Genomic DNA, 18,207 nt, shown 5'->3' with positions numbered 1-18,207 from the left:
AGGCTGTAGAAACCTTAATGTATAAATATAGAATTAATGATGAGTGGGCTACTTCCGGTTTGTGCCATAAGCCGACTATTAGCCGTAACTCGTTTCTGCCCCTTTCTGTGTTTAGACTGATTAATGTCTCATTTCAACAAGCCGCAATTTGACCAAGTTTTCCTCATGTATGTAAGGTGCTCACAGAATCGAGGGAACATCAGTATAACTTTGATTATTTACGACTATTAATCAATGTATAATGTTTTTATTAATTTCAGTAAAACCTTAGGAAGTGGCATGTTCGAGGTCAAATCAAGCGCAATAACTTATACAGGATATGAATATCAAACACTACATGGTGTTAAATTGTTAGCTAGTTGGTTAAATTCTCCAACTAGATACAAGCGCATTGGTTTCGAGGTCGATGACTCTGAAGACTGTATTCCCCAAGGTATTGATGACATCGTTTGTGAGCGACAAAATTTAAAGCGTGATTATATACAAGTGAAATTCACCCCAAATACTGATAATAATCTGCTTTCTTGGGAGTGGTTACTGAAAAAAAGTGGAAAAACGGAAAGGTCACGTACTTTACTTCAAAAATTTTCAGATGCAATTGATGATATTTCAATTGAAAACACAGAAAACGTTATTTTACTCACGAACAAAATACCAGAAAGAGACGTTGAATGTGCGTTAAATGATAATAAAATTATTTACGATCTAATACCAATAGAAACACAAGATGAAATAGTAGTGCAACTTGGTAGTGAAGAAAAAGCTAGACTCTTATTTTCTGTTCTAGACGTTCATCACAGTGACCTAAGTTATAAAACATTAAGTATCGATATAGAAGAATCATTAAGAAAGTTAACCGATGAGGCTGGCGTACACCGCCTAATTAATAAATCTAGGGACTGGTCTAAATTTAAAAATCAGCCGACTGAAGGTGGTTGGATTACGCTCGAAGATATAAGGGGCGTGATATCTACGAAACGTCCAGAACCAATACCTCAAAGTTTTATTATTCCAGAGCACTATGTGTTACCGGATGAAGATTTTCACCAATATTTTCTACAAAAAATCATCCAACTTGAATCGAATATACATGTACTTACAGGCTCCCCTGGTAAGGGGAAAAGCACTTATTTAAGTTATTTCTGTGAGGAATTAAAAGAGCATAAAATCCCATATGTGAGACACCACTATTTTCTTTCGTTAGACGATCGAACCAATGACCGTTTAAGTCCAAGGATAGTTTCTGAAGATTTGATGACTCAAATTACGAGTAAATATGATGTTGTAGATTTAAATAAATATGAATCGGAAAATTTAAATTTAGCTTTAAAAGAATGTGGCGATTTTAACAAAAAAAACAAAACTCCTTTTGTGGTTATTATCGATGGTTTAGATCATGTGTGGCGGGATAATAATAAAAACAAAAAACCACTTGATGAGTTATTCAATCAGTTAATTCCCACCCATGATAATGTTGTTTTAGTTATAGGCACGCAACCTGTAAATGAAGCCATGCTGCCAGATTCATTGATTAGAGAATGCCCAAAAAGTGAATGGGATGAGTTACCTGCAATGACAGGTAATGCAATAAAATGCTATTTGGAGTATCAATTAAAATCAAATCGTCTTAAGCAAACGTTCCATGAGGAAATCAAAGGTGAAGTTTTAAACGAATCTGCCGAAGCTCTCACATCAATTACAAATGGTTACCCACTGCATGTTATATATTCGTGTGAATATTTAATCTCGTCAGGAAATGGGCTTTCTAAATATGCAATAGAACAGCTTCCTCCATGTGAAGACGGTAAAATTGAAACTTATTACAAATCGATTTGGCGTACATTGAATGGTCCTCAAAAAGATATTTTACACTTATGCTGTGACTTTAATTTTCTTTGGCCACAGAATTCATTTTCTGACCTGTTGGAAGAGAACCCTCTTAACACTCCTAGTGTTGATAGCGTTGTACATTTACTTCATGATTCATTATCTGGCTTGAGACCTTTTCATGAAAGTTTAATTGTATTTGTTAAAACCGTTGCTGAACATGAAGCTAGAGTTGATAAGCTCTTACCCAAAGTATGTCATTGGCTTGAAAATAGTGCTCCAGAACATATTAATGCATGCTGGCTTTGGCTATGTAAAGGACGTTTAGGTGACGAAATACCTCTTAGAGAAGGCATAACTAGAACGTGGGTACTTGAACGATTATCTGAAGGTTATGATGACAGTAGTATTTTAAGGTTACTTGAATGCGCGGAGCATTATGCGTTTATGGAGTTTAAGTTCGATGAAGCTTATAGCCATCGTTCTTTAAAAGCGCGGTTGATTAATGGTCCAAATTTTCAGCTCGAGGACTTATCAAAATTGAAGATAAGCAGTTTAGTTTCTGCTCATTCGTGTTTGATAAATGAACTAATAGCAATGAAAGCTGAGTATTCACCTAAGATGCTGTCTATCTTAGCAATTACTCTTTGGTATAGAGAGGATGAATATAATGCTAAAAAAATTACTGAACTAGCCCTTAGTCGTCACCACAGTGAATTAGATATATATAGCTCGAGAATGCAAAGTAATAGCCGTTCTGACGATTTACTTCTTATTCGAGCATCTGTGATAACAGAGTGTTTTGATGGAGCATGGTTAAGCAATAATGAACACATACTTAAATGGCCTACCGAATATATAAATGAGTTTATTACTGCTTTAAAAATTAAGGGTGACTTAAGATTATTAATCAAGTTGCATAGTAAGGTTACCAATGAAAACACTAAATATTTAATCGAAACTGCGACGATCATGTTAAGTATTGTGGAAGAGGTAGATTTAACAGCTTGGAAAGAATTTAATAATTTTAAACATAGTCATCTATCAATCTTATATAAGGAAGTAGGTAAAGTTAAACAACTACCAATCTCTACAATCTACAGTGTCGGGGGGGGTAATATAACGCCTAAAGTTTCTTACGATGAGTGGTTTTATGAAAGTTTACTTGTTCGCTTAAATGCCTGTGGTGACTTCTGCTGGCTTTCTGTAAACGTAGAACGTGAACGAATCGATCTGTCTAAATATTACAAACAGCTTTGTATTTTTGCTGATATGTTCTCTGAGATTTTTATAGAACACGGAGAAGTAACTTTTGATGACTTATGTTTCATGAGCACTGCTATAGAAGAAAGCACCTCAACAAATTGGAACATAAGGCGAGAAGATATTAAATTTAAGCGAGATTGGATACGTATCGCAGCAAATTGTGCAGTAGTGTTCAGTCGAAGTAAGATTGATTATACCATATTAAAAAATGCATTCGAAATTGATGTATTAGACATTGAATGGTTTAGGCTTTGGTACTATGAGAGTGGAGACAACTTACTTACTGATGAAGCTGTAAATCTATTAATTGAAAAAGATATTACTCACCAAGCTCATACATTAGAGGATACGAATGCAAGAACAAATAGAAATGTGGAACTAGCTTCAATTGCTTTACGTCATGCTAATTATGATTCGATGAAATGGCACACTAAGCTGTCATGGGATTACGTATTAGGCTATGTACACCATAAAGACATGACGATTAATGATACTATAGAAGCTATAGAATACATTGCGGATAGAGATCTTGACAAGGCTGTCAATTTATTAGAGCGGGTAGCTCCTTTAGCCTTTAATGTGTGCGAGTTTACTGATGGTGACCATACTCGGTTTGCTTTATCTGATATTGCTAGGATTAGCGCTAAATACAATATTTCTGCAATAGCTTCAAAATACAATCAAGAAGTCAATGACGGAGAGTGGTATCACGCAGATACTTCTCTTGAATACTTTTTGAAGTACACAGATCTTTCATCAATTTTCGCGAAAGCACTTTCTTTCACTGGGTTAACGAATGACCAGTTGAAAATCATATCGAGTCGAGCAGGTGATGGGGATTTATCTGCTCAAAATATAATTGACGAGTTAAACCGCTCTGGTATTGAAATTTCCATAGACGAAAATAAAGAAGAAGATGTAGCGAAGGATGAAAGTAAGTTAAATCCTGCTGATTATCTTCCTAGCCAATTTGATATTCTGTTAACTTGCCGACCTTCGAAAGAGTTTTATTTAATGTGGTATAACTTCTGGCTTACTAGAGGAGAAGAGTCAGAGTTAGTAAATCATCTATATTCTATTTTATTGGAAAAAGAGCTAGATCTAGGGAATTCTAAATATCTTCTAGACCCTTTATTTGTTAGTTGTAGACAAATATATGGACCTCGGAAAGCGTTTAACGTACTTGTGAAAGCTCAAGTCGAAATGCGAGGTTGGTCTTCTTGGTATGAGACTTCAGAAGCTTCACTTGATAGACTTAAAAAGGTGGCTAAACATTATCCAAGCAGAGTTAATGAATTCTTGTCTAAAACTACCACTCAGATTGATCCTTGGAGCAAAGAGGTAGGTAATTTAATCATCCCTAATAAAACATTAGCATTCCTCTTAGCCGAAGCTAATAGAGTAGATGAAGCTAATTCATTAGCTTTATCAATGATTTGTGAAATTGAAAAAGAAACTGCTAATTTACCTTTAGTACAACCTAATTGGTCATGGGTGGTTGGGGAATCCGAAGATTTAAAAAATGCAAATATATTGATTAGTCGACTTGCCTGGCCTGTACCTAAAATTAAACTCCAAGTTGCTAGCCAAATAGCTGGTTTACTCTGTGACAAAACTCATACAGTTAACATCGAGAGGCTATTGCTTGCTGAATTAGCAAGAAAATTATTAGAATCAGAAGTTGTTGAAATACTCGTGGTATTCTGGTTGGCAAAGCAGAAAGGCTATGAAGCAAAAGAAAATATAGCTTTTTATATAAAAGCTCGCTCTAGACTCTCAGATATGATTTTAGATGTAATACTGTTGAAAATTGATGGCTATGGTGAATATGCAAAAGAACTCGTACCTGATTTTAATGATTATGCAAATGATTTTGGCTTTCAGAAAGCGCAAGGAACCGAAGTACCACTAGCTTTCCATTCTAAATTAGAAAATCTAGAAGAAAAAACTGGAATTCCTTTCTTGATTTTATATCACTCAGAATGGATAAACAGTTGTGAGCGAATAAAACCTCGTTGGGATAATATTGATTATTTCCTGAGTAGTGATCGTAAAAGTACTGGTAATTTTTTTACTCGTAATAGTCATCGAGGTCGGTCAGCATTTCTCAATGTTCTAAATATAGCGGAAAACGTATTTGGCATGCCTCGTGATTATTCAGAATCTGTTTCTACTCTTGCTTTTCCTGTAGAGCCTGTATATGTAACATCTATTCAGAATAAGCCAGTTTGGCTACCTGAATGGGAGTTTGGTCAAGATGTATCTGAAAGTAATATACGTAAATATTTAGGTAATTGTATAACTAATTATAGTGAGGTTTTGGATCTTGGAGCGTTGTCGTTTCCTCTCAAGATTGATTCAAACAAGTGGATCGATATAACGATTCTTTTAGCGAAAAAAACAAATCAATATGATGTGGATTTTAATATATCACGTGGTGATATTGGATTTAGTTTTGGAGATAAACTAAGGACTGATTTACAATTTAAGACCAAACTTAGCTCTTACAGTAAGTATGATAACTGCCACCCATTATTTGGTACTATTCATCCTCTTACAAGGATAGGGTATTGGCAAATTGATCTTGAATCGAGAGGGCTGTATATACCGCTTACTGATGAAAAAATCAGCGCTAAGCATAATGCTTTTCAAACATCACTTTTTTTGGGTGAGAAACAGATTGCAGAATCTATATTTTGGCCTTCAGTACATTCTTTATCTCACCCCAAAAAAATCAAATCACTTTATGGCACGTGTACCATATTCGATCACAATAATAATGCATGGTTAGAAAGAGAGTTACAAGATAAGCCAGATATTTATCTCTGTTCTGTATCAGTTTTAACTCGAGAAAATCACTATGATGATTTCAATATTGATGAATATAATTTTAGTCTTGACCAGTACTAGCTAATGTTAATCAGGGCGAGGTAATCAGCTAAGTTCCCTCGTTTCCCCTACAAAATCTAATGAGTATTACTATTGATTAATATAATAACCTTAAGTTCTTTTTGTCCAATAACGAGCGAAAAACTGTCAGCCTCAGCAACGAGTACTGGTTATTTGCAATATCAGAGGTTATTTGAAGCCAAAAAATAGAGCTGATGATCTAACTCAGAAATGTCCAAAAACGAGTTTAACCGACCGTCTGCTCATCGCTCAAATAAGACCCTAAAGGTTGCTCATATAGCTATCTAGGTTAACGTTAGCAAAAAACAGAAGTATATTTCCGATAACTACCTTTGAAGTCCTAGAAACGGAAGTTTGCTTCCGTAATATAGCAATATAGGCTTACAAACCGGAAGCTAACTTCCGTTTTGTACTTTAAGATTATAAGCCGGTATCTAGTGAAAGCAGGGAAGTCCAAGCTCATTTCTGCCCCAAGACGTGTTTAGTTCATTAAAAAATTAAACCTTTATTTGTTTCTAATATCTACATATGCTGCCAAAACTTATAGAACTTGATTTCCAACACATATATGTGTAATTTTTTTTGTTAAATTTATACGTCGCTTTTAGTAGTAACCAAGGATTAGGTATATGATCGAATCAATTTCTATGCAAGGAGTAGCGAGCTTTCAAAATCCTACCTCTGTATCTTTAAACACAAATAAAAAAGTAGTATTGTTTTATGGTCATAACGGTACTGGAAAATCTACAGTAGCAAGATATTTGCAAGACACAACACACAGTAATTATAGCAATTGCAGTCATGTGTTACCCAACGCTCAAGACTATCAAATTCAGGTTTATAACACAGACTTTGTTGAAAAAAACTTCTCTCAAGATAGCTTTGAGGGAGTGTTTACTTTAGGTAAAACAAATGTAACGGCTGAACAGACTATAAGTGCTGCTGAAGAAGAAATAGTAAGATTAGAAGAGCAAAGAACCCTAAAGCAAACGCTTAAAAAACAGCACGAAGATAAAGAAATAGCTCAAGTTAAAACAATTAAAGATAATTGCTTTGAGATTAAAAAAAAGCATGACAAAAAAGATCTGGACCACTGTTTAATTGGCTTTAAAGGTTCGGCTTCTGCGTTTTATGATGAACTTCTAAAAACAGACCTCATCGAAACACCTGAGTACACGTTTGAAAGTTTAGCGACTGAATCTAAAGAGTTAAATAATAAAAGTGCTGTACCAAAAAGTATGATTCCTAATGTTGTTTTAAACCTGGCATCAAGTGAATCAAATACCATTTTAACTGAGGTAATTGTTGGCTCTAGTGAAAGCTATCTAGCGGAGCTAGTGAAGAAATTAAAAAACTTTACCTGGGTTGATAAAGGGCGCATTTATCTCGATGATGCTGAAGGTAAATGCCCGTTCTGCCAACAAGCTATAGATGAGGATTTAATTGAAAATATAAACAACCTTTTTGACGTATCATATGAAGGAAAAAAGGATGAATTAAAGACTCTAAAAAGCGGATATGAACAATCTATCGAAACTTTAAACGAAGCATTATCAGCTACTCACTATACAGCTCTTAATGATACAAAGTTTGACCTGGCAAAAGAAAAACTTTCAGGTGTACTGCAAGCAAACCTTACTAAGCTAGTACAAAAGTTAGATGATCCAAGCATCAAAGTTAGCCTGGAATATACGTCTGGTTTAGTTCAGGCTCTCAATGATATTATTAATGATAAAAACACTTCTAGAAGGGCTTTCAACACTAAGCTCAGCAAGAAAAAAGAGTCTCTCGCAGCTATTAAAAAGAAGTTTTGGTCTTTGGTTCGTATAAAATACGATGTAGCTATAAAAGCTCACGATACTTTAATTGAATCTATTAAAACTGATGTAGAAACAGTTAAAGGGGGAGAAGAAGTCCTCACCATAGCTATTCAAACTCAAAATGACGTTATCGCTGAAAATCGTAAATTAATTACCAATATTGAAACGTCCGTAATCAGCATAAACAACCAAATAAAATCGATAGGTTTAGAAGGTTTCGAGATTAAACAGAAACCAGGAGAAAGTAACCATTATTACTTATGTCGAGGTGTTTCTTCGAGCTGTCACGACGTATATAAGTCGCTCAGTGAAGGAGAAAAAACGCTCATTACTTATCTATACTTTTTAGAATTGTGCCAGGGAAGTGTAAACAGTGACTCCTCAACCCCAAAAAATAAGAAAATTATTGTTGTAGACGATCCTATATCGAGCCTTTCTCATAATTACATATATGAAATAGGCGCTCTCACACACAAAAGACTTATTAAAGGCTACCAATATGCACAAGTGATCTTACTTACTCATAGCCTCTATTACCTGCATGAAGTGATGAAATATTTACCTAAAGGGAAAGATAATGCAGGTAATGACAAGTTTGATAACAAATGTAGTTTGTTTAGGGTATTAAAAAATACGAACAGTAACATTTTACCTATGGAGAAAGGTGATATAAAAAATGATTACCAATCATATTGGCAGATCATAAAAGATGCTCAAAACGGCACTACAAATAACATTGTTTTACCTAATATTATGAGAAATATTCTCGAGTATTACTTTTCTTTTGTACATAAGACAGATGCTTTAAAAGCCGCCTTGGATGAATTAGAAGAAACGGATGCACAATTTTCACCTTTCTTCAGGTTCATAAATAGAGAGTCTCACTCTGACTCCGTAAACATTACAGATCTTGGAGAAATCGATTCAGAGAGATTTATTGCCAAATTTAAGGATGTATTTATCAGAACAGATTTTGAAGAGCATTATAACAAAATGATGCTTTGACAAGATTGTTGGCACTATAACTTTCTAAGTTCAAATAAATCAATTCATTATTTGTAATAGCTCATATCTGATCTTACAGTTTAAGTGAATAAGTTTAGACTTCATTAGACAGACTGCTATGAGCGAGAAGCAGTCAATCAAAAGCTTTGATGCTGAAGTCAAGGTTTGATCCTCGGCTTTTCAGCCCAAAAGTGCACTGACATTGGTAATCAACAATGACTGAGGCGAAAGCCACTGACCTTAATTCATATGAGTGACTGGTGCATATTCACACCAATCGACGCCATTACTAGATATATATCCATATTTAAAGTGAGTTCAAAAAGTAAGAACATTTGTTTTTTTTAAATGAAAGACAAAGTAAACACAGATGTCTGCTTGATAGGAACTTTCTAATGGGTGAGCCTCGTTTGCTCTGTTCGCTGGAATTACCTCTACAGCTCAAACTGAATAATATGTCAGACACAGCTAACAATAAGTTTAGCAATCTGCTAATCTAGGAACATTAAATATATATCTGATTTCTATTTACAACTATCCCAATGCTGTTTATTTCCTTGCCAATGCAATATCTTCATGCCATCGGAACATTCCAAGGGGCTTTATTAGCAGCAATGCTCTTGTTTAGTGCTGGCGTTAACAATGCTGGGCGCATAATGGGCGTTTGGTGTCTTTTTCAAGCATTTTATTTCTGCAGCCCTTTGATTGTAGTGCATGCTGATGATACTTTTTTTGCCAATTTAATTGGATGGGGCTACTTTGTTCCCGCCAGTTTTGGTGCATTTTTATATTTGTATTTTCGGTCATCGATAATTAAAAAGTCATTCCATATAAAGGATTGTATTCATGCTACGCCGTTATTACTTTGTCTTCTCTTAAATATAGATTTTTTATTTTCCACCCCTGCTGAAAAAATCAACATCGCCAATAACGCCTTACATAAAGAAAACATTCTACTGCTGACTCAGATTATTATGTTCGTACAGGCATTTTTTTATTTAGCATTGAGTGTCAAACTGATAACCAAAAGTGGACGCCATGCACGTGACACGCTTTCCAACTTTAATCCCAAAATATTTACTTGGTTATGGATAGTATTAAGTTTGTACGCAGGGATGTTCTTGACAGAAACTGTCAGCATAATAATCGGCGCAAATTATTCTTTGGGTATTGTAAGTGATCTCATAGCCTTTACATTGATATACAGCGTTTCGATGGCTCAATGGCGTAAGCCAAACTTATTTACGATTGATAACTTGAGTGAAACTCCAACGAAAGTTCTCAACTCGACAACCAAACCACAATACTTTGACTCTCAAACTAAAACCAAATTATTAGAAAACATCGTTCAGTATATGGAAGATGAGCAACCTTATTTAGAAAGTGAACTTACCTTAGACGCGCTAGCAAAGTATACCAACCTAAGTAGTCATCACTTATCTGAAATCCTCAATCAACAAGCAAATAAGAACTTCTATCAATTTGTCAACGAATACAGAATAAAAACAGTCTGTTCTCAAATTTCTTCTAATCCCAACGAGAGACTTTTTGATCTAGCTCTATCTGCTGGGTTTTCCTCAAAAAGTACCTTTAATGCCGTTTTCAAGCAATTCAAAGGAATGACCCCAAGCCAGTATAGGAAACAGCTGAAACTCGATAGCGAATGAGTGCGAATCGACCGAATCGCACGTCCAACTCGTCCAAATCAGACGATTTTTCTCTTAGACTCCTCTTTAATGCAGCTTCTAATCGCCGTGGATAACAATATTCATCAGACGATTTAATTAGTGGAAAATAGAATTGAGGACAAAAATTGAAGACTATAATTTTAACTTTTTTTATTGCGTTTGTAATTGGCTGCACTAGCCTGAATGAACCAAAGTCAATTACAAAAAACACAAAAACGCAAGAAGGGAATACTCATACTAACCTGCCTTCATCTGGCAAGATAGTGAGCATTAAGGCATTAAAAAGCAACCTGACTGAGCTAAGTCAACGCCTTGATACGATCCACCCAGACCCGGGCTTTACTATGGATGTATCTGAAGTTAAATCGCAGATAGAGTCCTTGTCAGAAGGTATAACTTCACCCATGACACATTATGAAGCATGGAAATACTTCTCTCAGCTGAATCCTTACTTTAAAGATGGACACATGCTAATTGCTTCGCCACAGCTTGATGATCAATTTAAGAACCACATTCAGAACGGTGGTCGGCTATTTCCATTTGACGTAATGATAGATGCATCCCAACGTTTGCTTGTGGCGGAAACTATTGAGGGCCATTCAGATATTAAAATCGGTGATGAGATTACCTCAGTCAACGGAGTTAGGGCATCAAAAATAATTGAAACTATGTTGGCAAGAATGTATGGCGACTCATTAGAGTTTAGGGCTGCTTTTACTGCCAGTCGATTTAAAAAAATCTACTGGTTACTGTTTGGTAGTAGCAAAGATTATCAAATTGAGTTTATGCATAAAAATAAGCGCAAGCAATTCTCTATAATGGGTGTCACTGATGAGCCGGAAAATCACAATGCTGATGTGAGGGAATTTGTCCAAAGTCGAATACTAGACAATGACATAGGGTATTTGCGTGTCGATCGCTTTTTTTATTCTCAAGAACAAGAACAACCTTTTTTCACATTTCTAGATGAAACGTGGCAGGCGTTTAAGGATGCGAACGTCAAAGATGTGATTATCGACGTTCGCCATAACCCTGGGGGGACCGATCACTATTGGCAGCAAGGTATTGCACCATACATTGCGAGCAGGCCATTTCCATTTCTGTCAAACTTTAAAATTCGTATGACGGAACGAAATATCAAACTAGGACCTATTAAAGGTAATCAAGGTGAGGTTATTGAAGGCACATTTAATCAATTAGTGCCTGTCGACGCGCATAAGGGTTTAAAGATACCTGGACGGGCATATTTACTAATGGGGCCGCTCAGTTATTCATCCACTATTTTGTTTTTAACCTCACTACAGGACTCTCGTCAGGCTGTCATCGCGGGTCATTCAAATGTAAGGTCTTGCACTACTGGACGTATACAAACTCATGTATTGTCTGGTTCTAATTTAGAACTAACCATGCCGACACTTATCTTTACTCGCCCATCAGGAAAAGAGCATTGTCAGCAACCTATCGAACCAGATGTTTATGTGTCGAACGAAGTAATAAATTCGAATGAGGCAGTGAAACACTTAGCAAAATATATTACCGCTAATAGGTAGACGAATATAGACGGGTTACCCAACATTTAAATAAGAGCGGTTAACGTGCAGGCTCAATCAAATCTGAGGGTTTTACCAACCCCGTCTTTAACTCAACACGTTAACCTAATTCGTTTTAGGAGTGAATGGGGTCAAATTTTGACTTCAGACATTAAAAACCTTCGATGTCTGCTCATGCCACATATACGAATATCAGATTTGAGCAAAATCTAAAAATCAAATCTGAAATAATAGTTAAGAATTATTCAATTAATCTTTGCTTTAAAAGCGCAGCGCCTCTTACCCTCTTTATGAATCGTTAACTTTAATTTGCCTCAACCATCAAGTTGAAAGTATTCGTTTTATTCTGGCAAAGACAAAACATATGGCACAAAGAGAAATGAATTAAGAGTAAATGAGAAAAAACGCAAACCAACTATTGCTTTAAATTAATCTTTCCTAGCTCATATCTGATCTTACAATTTAAGAGAATAAGTTTAGACTTCATCTGACAGACAGCCATGAGCGATAACCAGTCATTGATATTGGCTAAATATAGTCGTTAATTGATTGGTCAAACTACTTTTTGCGCATATATTCATGAAAATGAGCGCTGCGCGCATATTGATTCGTTTAACTTTACCTAAAAAATTTAGAAAACTTAGTGATAGTAATGCCTTAGGTAATTTGTTAAAACTATATAAAGTAGATAAATGAGCGTTAAGTCGGCAGAAATATGCGCGACGAGCGCACTATTAAATTGTTGAACTAAGCCGCTACGCGGAGATCCTATTCTGACCATTTGAGCCACACTTACCTTGGGGTTATCCCATAACTTGGAGGTAAGTCATGAATACACTCATTGAACAAGTCAAAACTGAAATAGCCTATCTTGGTTATTCACAAAGTACCTGTAAAAGCTACTGCGAGCATTTGCTTAAACTCAGCCATTATTTTAATAAACCACTCGATTTAATTACTGATGATGAGCTGAATATCTTTTTTAAAGATCCCGCTATTCGCAAGCTCTCCAGAGCGAGTCAAAAAATACAAATAAACAGTATCTGGTTTTTGTTTAAGAATATTTTACACCGCCCACTGAACTTAGACATAGCCTTGCCTAAAGCGAAACCTCGGGCACCTACTTATTTATCGCGTGATGATATTCGACGACTTATAGAAAGTTGCACGGATATGCGCTTAAAAACATTGATAGTGGTGTGTTATGGATGTGGTTTGCGTATTGGCGAACTGCTGCGCATCAAAGTGCAAGACATCGATGGACAGCGTAAAACCATTTTAATTGAACATGGTAAAGGAGATAAGTCACGCTATGTTGTTGTATCAGATAGCGTGCTAAATCAATTACGTTGCTATTGGAAAATGTATCACCCAACGGGCTGGATGTTTTATTCACGATGGTTAATGGATAAACCCATGTCACCCTCAAGCTTCAGAAAGGCATTGAAAAAACATGCACAAATGTGTGGTTTAAAGCACTGTAATCCACATGTATTACGCCATGCTTATGCAACAAATCAACTTGAGTTAGGGATGCCGCTTCATCAACTTCAACATCAGCTTGGTCACAGTGACATTAGAACCACGCAAAGTTACTTACACTGGTTACCTGAATCAGGGCATGGTGGTATTGATTTACTCGCAAGTTGGGGGAACCAATGAGCGGCTTGCACCTCGCTGATATTTTAAATTCTGGCCTTGGGAATTATCGGCAGCACCACATAATGAGTTATCAACAGTTACGAGTCTGCCAACACCTTCAATCGTCAGCATATTCACCTGCATTGCTTGATACCCGCAGGCGCGCTTGATCAAGCGCACTGGCATGAAATAGAAAAAGGCTATTTATACCCCGTTAAAGCATTATCAACAGTGTTTAGAGGGAAAATGCTCGCGGCGCTCAATGAATGCGATAGTTCATTCGCGAAGGTAAGCACACCAACCAAATGGTGCGTGTATAGCAAAGCCTGTTTAACGTACAGTGAAAAGTTAGTCAGTTACCTTGCACGTTATACCCGAAAAGGCGTGATGTCAGAATCGCGATTAGTGTCAGCGACTGAAGAAACAGTGAGCTTTAAATATCGCGATTATGCAGATAACAACCGCGATAAAGTCATGACTCTGAGTTGTGATGAATTTTTACGGCGCTACTTACAACATGTATTGCCCAAAGGGTTTATGCGCATTCGCCACTATGGCTTTTTAGCTAATGCATGTCGCAAGCGAAAGTTAGGGTTAATAAAGGCTCAAGTATCAGCAACCCCATGCAAAGCGGTGAAGCCGAAGGTAGAGCAAGAACGATTAATACCCCATTGGTCTTGCCAGTCATGCAAGACGGGTACCTTACGATTTATTGGTGTGATGAATTTAGGTGAGGCGACAAATAAAATAGCGCGAACGAGTTAGCAGCCTTGCTTGCTGCATCAAATCAATAAGTTAACCTGCTTAATTGCTCAGGCTAATAGCGACTGTGCGAGCGAAAAATATCCTTGCTTAACGGTTAAACATTCGGTTTAATGAATAGATAATAAACGCTGAGCAATGCAGGGAAAGCTTAAATTATAATAGGTAAGCTTATTAAATTAGCTGATTTAGCTAGAGCCTCTAAAAAGCAAATTCCCATAGCATAAACAACACCAACTCTGACACACCGAGCAGGTAGCGGCTCAGTCCAACAAGCGATTATGCAACACAAACAGCGTGTCGCATAAATACTAAAATGTTATATGCCTAAGAGAGTTATGTGAATATTACTATTTTTGTAGTTTCATTTGTGGTCTATGTTTGGCTCTGCTTGGGTATCGTAAAGTTCCATAAACATTTAGCAGATAAACTTAAACTGGTTAATCGTCGTAGTTTGTTAAACGTGTTCAGCCAATATATTTGGTTTCTGTTGTTTATCGTTACCTACATCCCGTTTAGTATATTCTTCCCTGCATGGTTAAATGGAAAACTTGGCATTGTGCAAGAGTCCCCAAATGTAACAGCTATTTTCATTTTGTTGGGATGTTTAACGCTAGCAATTACTATGTGGCTAGGTTATAAAAAAACTAAGCAGGCGAATTGGTAATCGGCATATAACAAAGCAAATTAAAAAGTGCGGACAAAAACTAGTTGGCTTTGTTCGTACCTCACAAATTTTTAGCCAACTAATTTTGCCGTTTATTTGCGGCGTTGAGTGTTCAAGGAGGAAACATGGTCAAAGCTACTTGTCATTGCGGTAATATCGTTATAACAGCAGACATGCTACTAGAATCCATTACCAGTTGTAATTGTTCAATGTGTTACCGGCTGGGTGCTCTTTGGGCTTATTACACTGTCGATCAAGTTGATATTAAAGTAAAGTCAGAGGCTACTGTTTATTTGTGGGGTAGCAAAGTTCGCTCATATCATTCTTGCACTTTTTGTGGTTGTACGACTCACTACACACAAAAAAGAGATGACGGTACAAATAGGGTCGCAATCAACACTAGAATGGCTACTCCTGAGCTATTTAAGTCCGTTCATGTTAGGTTTTTCGATGGTGCTGATACCTTTAAATATGTTGAGCAATAGAGCACTTACAAGAGTCTAAGGTTACGACAGTCCGCTCATGGCACAGAGCCGTCCTTCGGCTCTAACTCATTTTTGTCCAAAAACGAGTTTACCCGACCGTCCGCTTATCGCTCTAAGCTGAACTATGCGATATGGGTAGTCTAAAGCTATTGATTGTTATAAAAACTACGGCTTGTTTTTACTATAAAAAGTAGTTGGGCTTACGACTATAAATGACATAAGCCAAAAATATAGTCGAAAAGCATTGTTTTGACTGTTTAGTTAACTAGCGATGGATATATTTAAAGCACGGATCTCATTCTCATTTTTCGAGTTTTTCTCGTCAAATTGGAACTTGATTATTGAGCCTGGATTTACATTTTTCCAATCTTCAGGGTTAATGAATTCACTTTTATGAACAAAAAACTTACTTTTATTATAATTAGCAAAACCATACCCTTGACCTTTAAAACATTTGGTAAGCTTCCCTTCGACACCTTCTAATTTCATCTTAAGAGTGAAATAAAAGCGATCATTAGTCTCTTGGGTAATATGGAAAATATCATCACAGCTTTTTATAAGCTTTTTGAGACTAGCAACTTGATAATTACGATAGTCGAAAGAGGGGTCAATTCGTTTGATTGCAGTTCCAAAATTACCTAGGTAAGCTTCTCCATCAATTTCGGCACGGTTATATACTTTTATTAATAAAGCCTCTAAATCGAGATCTTTGTCAGTTTCAATTGTATCGTCAAAATCTATATTATTTATATCGACAAAGTTTTCACAAGCCCTAATTAATCTCTTAGGTGATTTTTTCTCACCTATAACCATACTATAAATACCGTATTCTCTTATACGTTGGGCTAAACTAGCGAAACCGCCATCACTGGTTACCAAACACACAGAGTTTATACGCTTGTTATTATTAATTAACTCTATTGCGTCCATAATCAAGGCATGGTCAGCATCACCTTTTTTAGTATAGTGAAATTGTTGTTTTGGCTGAGAAGCGGTTATTTCTAGAACATTCTCCCATGATTTACTACAACCGTTCGTCCAGTCAGCTTATACCCACTTCAGTGCTACTGAGCCGTGCTTTCCAACTTCGGCTAGCACTCGTGAAAAGGCTTCTGACTTAAAATTTTCACCATCAACTAAAACTGCAAATACTTTTTCCATAATATATCCTGTTTATTCCTTTTATTAGGTTTAGTAAAACTTAATAAATCTATAATTTCAACTGCTTTCATCACAATTAATCAGTAAACTATAGCCTCTGAACTTTCGGTTTTCCAACTGCCACCACTACACTTTAAGTCCAGTTATTTTTCACAAAAAGGTGGTTAATAATGATTGCACTTAATACTTGAATTCAAGTATTAAAACAAAGCTAAGTTTAACTTTTTTATCAGTATTCACTAATCGCAATGTTTAAGTTAATGCACAAAATAAAAATAGATTTTTAATAAAGAAAATACTAATAAAGGTTCTCCGTGTTCGTATAGAACAATTACGCTGTTATTATATTCAATACTTGGTTTAACCTAATTAATTCAATCACATTTAATTATAGGGATATCTGTCCAACGAGTCGTATAATGTGGCGATAAGAAAGCCCGCTTCATATTCCACTTCTGTGTTAGCTTTTCACTGCCTATTGATAAAGTCCCTACGCCATAGCGTTTGTTTATCGCATCTAAGCATTCCATCATTTTAGGTTTATCCTCACTCACAGAGAACATATCGGCTTGTTTAAATAATTCACTTTCTAACTCTATCGCTCCTATACCGCAGCGATAAAAGCGCGTATCCGGTTTATAAATTTCATCAATAACCATAGACACAGCCTTAGCTATAACGCTGGTGTCTGATGTCGGTATAGGAAACTCATATAGAAGTGATTTTTTATAGTGCACATCTTCATGTGGCGAGCTGGCAGCAAATATAACAATACGCTTTGTTAATGATTGTTGCCTTCTAAGTTTTCGCCCAACAATTGCGGCATGCGTTACTAAAGCCGATTTTAATGTCGTTAAATCAGTGACTCTTTCACCAAAACTTCTAGTTGAGTATATTTCTTTTTTATCTTGCTTTACTTCATCCCAACTTAAACAGACAATACCATTTAATTCGCTAACAGTTCTCTCTACGACAACACTGAACATGCGCCTCATAGCTTTAGGGTTTTGGTTTGCTAAATCCCATGCACTTTTAATCCCCATTACCTTAAGTTTTCTACCGAGTCGAGAGCCAATACCCCAGACATCGGTAACATCCATACGCATCAGGACTTCCTGGCGTGAGATATCATCGTGAATAACAGCAACCCCGTTATAACCAGAGAGTTTTTTTGCCGCATGGTTGGCTGCTTTAGCTAACGTAGGCGTAGTGCCAAAGCCTACACCAACAGGCAATCCTGTCTCACGCCATACAGCTCGTCGTATTGTGTGTCCGTAGTCAGCCCAGTCATCAATGATTTTAGAAAAACCAGTAAAACGTAAAAATGACTCATCAATACTATAAACATAATGGTCATCACAAAAACGATTAATGACCGTCATCATTCTCTCACTCAAATCAGCGTAGAGTTCATAATTTGAAGAG

General features: G+C 36.4%; 8 protein-coding genes and 1 pseudogene. 6 read left to right on the top strand and 3 right to left on the bottom strand.

Going from position 1 to position 18,207, the window contains the following annotated elements:
• Nucleotides 1-279 precede the first annotated feature (279 nt).
• From H5118_RS11795 to H5118_RS11770, 6 genes are all read left to right on the top strand, one after another.
• Complete coding sequence (locus H5118_RS11795) at nucleotides 280-6,003, top strand: ATP-binding protein (RefSeq protein WP_182748923.1); 5,724 nt, start codon at nucleotides 280-282, stop codon at nucleotides 6,001-6,003.
• A 629-nt stretch (nucleotides 6,004-6,632) separates the two neighbouring features.
• Nucleotides 6,633-8,828 (top strand): AAA family ATPase, encoded by a 2,196-nt coding sequence (locus tag H5118_RS11790; protein ID WP_182748921.1) that lies wholly within the window; start codon nucleotides 6,633-6,635, stop codon nucleotides 8,826-8,828.
• Nucleotides 8,829-9,370: 542 nt separating this feature from the next.
• Complete coding sequence (locus tag H5118_RS11785; RefSeq protein ID WP_182748919.1) at nucleotides 9,371-10,495, top strand: helix-turn-helix domain-containing protein; 1,125 nt, start codon at nucleotides 9,371-9,373, stop codon at nucleotides 10,493-10,495.
• A 146-nt stretch (nucleotides 10,496-10,641) separates the two neighbouring features.
• Complete coding sequence (locus H5118_RS11780) at nucleotides 10,642-12,066, top strand: S41 family peptidase (protein ID WP_182748917.1); 1,425 nt, start codon at nucleotides 10,642-10,644, stop codon at nucleotides 12,064-12,066.
• Nucleotides 12,067-12,894: 828 nt separating this feature from the next.
• Nucleotides 12,895-13,728: a tyrosine-type recombinase/integrase gene (locus H5118_RS11775; protein WP_182748915.1), complete on the top strand. Its 834-nt coding sequence runs from the start codon at nucleotides 12,895-12,897 to the stop codon at nucleotides 13,726-13,728.
• Between the two features lie 126 nt (nucleotides 13,729-13,854).
• Complete coding sequence (locus H5118_RS11770; protein WP_259397980.1) at nucleotides 13,855-14,472, top strand: transposase; 618 nt, start codon at nucleotides 13,855-13,857, stop codon at nucleotides 14,470-14,472.
• A gap of 1,410 nt (nucleotides 14,473-15,882) precedes the next feature.
• Here the strand turns inward: H5118_RS11770 and H5118_RS20845 are convergent.
• The 3 genes and pseudogenes from H5118_RS20845 to H5118_RS11760 form a co-directional block, all read right to left on the bottom strand.
• Nucleotides 15,883-16,344, bottom strand: a complete 462-nt coding sequence (locus H5118_RS20845) for an OST-HTH/LOTUS domain-containing protein (RefSeq protein ID WP_310736099.1) — start codon at nucleotides 16,342-16,344, stop codon at nucleotides 15,883-15,885.
• A gap of 36 nt (nucleotides 16,345-16,380) precedes the next feature.
• Nucleotides 16,381-16,653, bottom strand: a pseudogene (locus H5118_RS20840) (NYN domain-containing protein); the annotation flags it as partial.
• A 503-nt stretch (nucleotides 16,654-17,156) separates the two neighbouring features.
• Nucleotides 17,157-18,207, bottom strand: a 1,051-nt coding sequence (locus H5118_RS11760; protein ID WP_259397979.1) for a Y-family DNA polymerase, incomplete at its 5' end; no start/stop codon positions are given.

This window comes from Pseudoalteromonas sp. SR41-1 (genome assembly GCF_014164015.1).
Classification (GTDB): Bacteria; Pseudomonadota; Gammaproteobacteria; order Enterobacterales; family Alteromonadaceae; genus Pseudoalteromonas; species Pseudoalteromonas distincta.
Note: the sequence above shows the minus strand (reverse complement) of the source record. Positions and strands in the feature narration are given on the sequence as shown.

Coding starts and splice junctions, on each gene's coding strand:
- H5118_RS11795 (WP_182748923.1), top strand. CDS start 280: ATGTTCGAGGTCAAATCAAGCGCAATAACTTATACAGGATATGAATAT.
- H5118_RS11790 (WP_182748921.1), top strand. CDS start 6,633: ATGATCGAATCAATTTCTATGCAAGGAGTAGCGAGCTTTCAAAATCCT.
- H5118_RS11785 (WP_182748919.1), top strand. CDS start 9,371: ATGCTGTTTATTTCCTTGCCAATGCAATATCTTCATGCCATCGGAACA.
- H5118_RS11775 (WP_182748915.1), top strand. CDS start 12,895: ATGAATACACTCATTGAACAAGTCAAAACTGAAATAGCCTATCTTGGT.